This window comes from Mycobacterium sp. TH-M15, assembly GCF_057473705.1.
The window spans coordinates 1-2353 of sequence record NZ_JBYCLB010000188.1 but is presented as its reverse complement, the minus strand read 5'-3'; the positions used below and the strand labels follow the sequence as shown (position 1 = coordinate 2353).

At 70.4% G+C, this 2353-nt stretch carries 2 protein-coding genes and 1 pseudogene; 1 reads left to right on the top strand and 2 read right to left on the bottom strand.

Going from position 1 to position 2353, the window contains the following annotated elements; all coding sequences use genetic code 11:
- Positions 1–920, top strand: a 920-nt coding sequence (locus tag AC2VNT_RS04480) for a hypothetical protein (protein WP_486945706.1), incomplete at its 5' end; no start/stop codon positions are given.
- Between the two features lie 39 nt (positions 921–959).
- On the opposite strand, the gene AC2VNT_RS04475 is transcribed toward AC2VNT_RS04480, so the two are convergent.
- Complete coding sequence (locus AC2VNT_RS04475) at positions 960–1934, bottom strand: nucleotidyl transferase AbiEii/AbiGii toxin family protein (RefSeq protein ID WP_486945705.1); 975 nt, start codon at positions 1932–1934, stop codon at positions 960–962.
- Between the two features lie 2 nt (positions 1935–1936).
- Positions 1937–2353, bottom strand: a pseudogene (locus AC2VNT_RS04470) (hypothetical protein); the annotation flags it as partial.

Genomic DNA, 2353 nt, shown 5'->3' with positions numbered 1-2353 from the left:
GCGCCCGTCCCGGCGAGGCGGCCGGGGAGGTGATCGCTGCGTTCGACGCCGCCCGGGAAAAGCTGCGCATCGCCGAGAACGCGATGCCGCAGCGGTGCTCGTGGTGGAACCGGCGTGAATACGACCGTGCCGCCGCGACTCTCGACGAGGCGCGCCGAGAGCTCAGTCACCGCTATGACCAGCTCGCCCGCACCGGCGCCGGTTCGATCCCCGGCGAATGGGGCCTGCTCAGCGACAACACCGAATCAACACTGGACTACTTCCTGGATCCGCACCGCGACGTCGGCGCTGAGCTGCGCGAACGGCTGTCGGAGATCCAGGGCCTGCTGTTGCAGGCCCGGCTGACGTCGCACGCCGGGGACCGCGCCCTGGAGCGGGAGTTGACCCTGGCGCTGGCGGGGTGCCTGGACCTGGAACCCGACGACGAACGGGCGCGGCGCCTGCTGCACCATCTGCCCGGCTGGGCGCGGCCGATCCCCGACGTCGACGTGGACGCCGTGATACGGGCCCGTGCCGAGCGCGGGGATGAGTCGTTTGCGCGGCGCTACTTCTCCTTCATGAATCAGCGGCACTACGCCTGCGGGGTGCGCTACACGCAGCGCACCTTCACCGTGTCGCTGGCTGCGCGCGACACCCTGGAGTTGCACGACATCATCGTCGTCGTCGAAGGCACCGACCTCGAACCGACCTGCTCCCCCGGGCTCGGAACCGCCGCGCTGCAGCACCTGTGCCGCACCGCCGACCGCTACGGCCTGGCGATCAAACTCTGGATCATGCCCGGGGACCGCACCGAGGCTTCCGCCGCGCGTCTGGCCGGCTGGTACTGCCGGCACGGCTTCGAGATCCGGCAGAAGACCCCGGGGGCCTACCTGGAGGCGACGGGGTTGCGGGCGCCGGCGAACGGCGTCGATCCGCCGTAGAGGCGCTTGTCGGGGCCGGTTACCTGGCCGCCGTAGCCGTCAGCTTCCCGGGTTCAGCAGCTCGGCGCAGGCGTGCACCCGCTCGATTACGTCGTCGAATGCTGGTGGGGTGGTGCCGTAGTAGAGCGTCGCCATTGCCGTGTCGTGTTCCCTGCGCAGCCCGGCGGTGAATTCGCCGTTGGGTTCGAACGCCGCCGAGGCCGCGAATCCTCCTGCAGGAACGGGATGGTCGCGTGTGAAGTGTTCGGATACCTCGAAGACGCTGCGCAGGATCTCGTTGACCGCGGCGGCGTCGGCGAGCAGGTCGAGGACTATGTCGTGACCCAGCAGCGCCCAGATGTCGTAGAACTGCCGTCCGATCCGCGGCTGCCCGTGCGGATTGTCGCGCCGGTCCGGGTCGACGACGAAGTTGTTGACCCGTAACAGCTTCTCGATCAGCGTGCGGCCCGGATGCAGAATCGTCACCGCGAACGGCGACAGGTCGTCCCAGTCGCCGTCGACCGCCCCGGCAAGCTCCCGCGACAGCAGTGATTCGACGGTCGCGTCCAGTGCCGGTTTCGGACCGCCGGTCTGGCCAAGCTCGATGAGCACCGACGTGGGGTCGGCAAGACCGTCGGCGCCGTCGCGGTGGTCGAGAGGCAGCTCGAGGTGTGCCTGGCTGTGCAAGGTGCCGAGATCGCCGCCGGACTGCCGGCCGGTGCACTGTCCGCCGGTCGTCGACGCCGCGGTGTTCAGCATTGCCTTGATCGCCCGCTTGCCGTCCCGCTTCGTTGGATACTCCGCGACCACCAGCAGGTCGAGGTCCTCGGAGAACCGTTCGATGATGCGCAGCTTCTCCAGGCTGGTGCCGCCCTTGAACACGACCTCGCCGGGATGGGCGGCCACGACCGTGCGCAGCACCTCGCAGACCCAGTAGTCCTTCTCCACGGCCAGCGGCTGGACTCCGAGGCGCTCCGCGGCGACAGCGATCGTCGCGGTGAAGACGTCACGGTCCTCGTCACGCCACAGTGCCACGGTCAGGCGGCGACCAGCCCGGACAGTGCCCGTGCTTCGGTGCGCGGGTCGGCGGCCGGCACCGTTTGGGCCAGGTCCGCCCGTCCTGCGCGGCGCAGCAGGTAGGCCAGCCGCGCCCGCGCCGAGGCGGGTTCGGTGCTGCCGGCCTCGGCAAGCCGTCCGGCGTCGATGCTGCCCGACCCGATCAGTTCGCGCAGCCGCCCGATGGCCTGCGCAGGTCCGGTCTCGATGACCCGGTCCCAGCCGTCGAGCACCTCCAGGGCCGCCACCTCGGTGGGGTTCAGCGCGGCTTCGGCGCGGCCACGGCGAGCCGATCGGTCGGCGAAACCCACTAGTTCGTCGTCGGCCGGCGGTCGCGCGGGGATCGCATAGGTGGCGCGGCGCGGGATCTGGGTTGACAGCCGCAGCGTGTTGGCCGC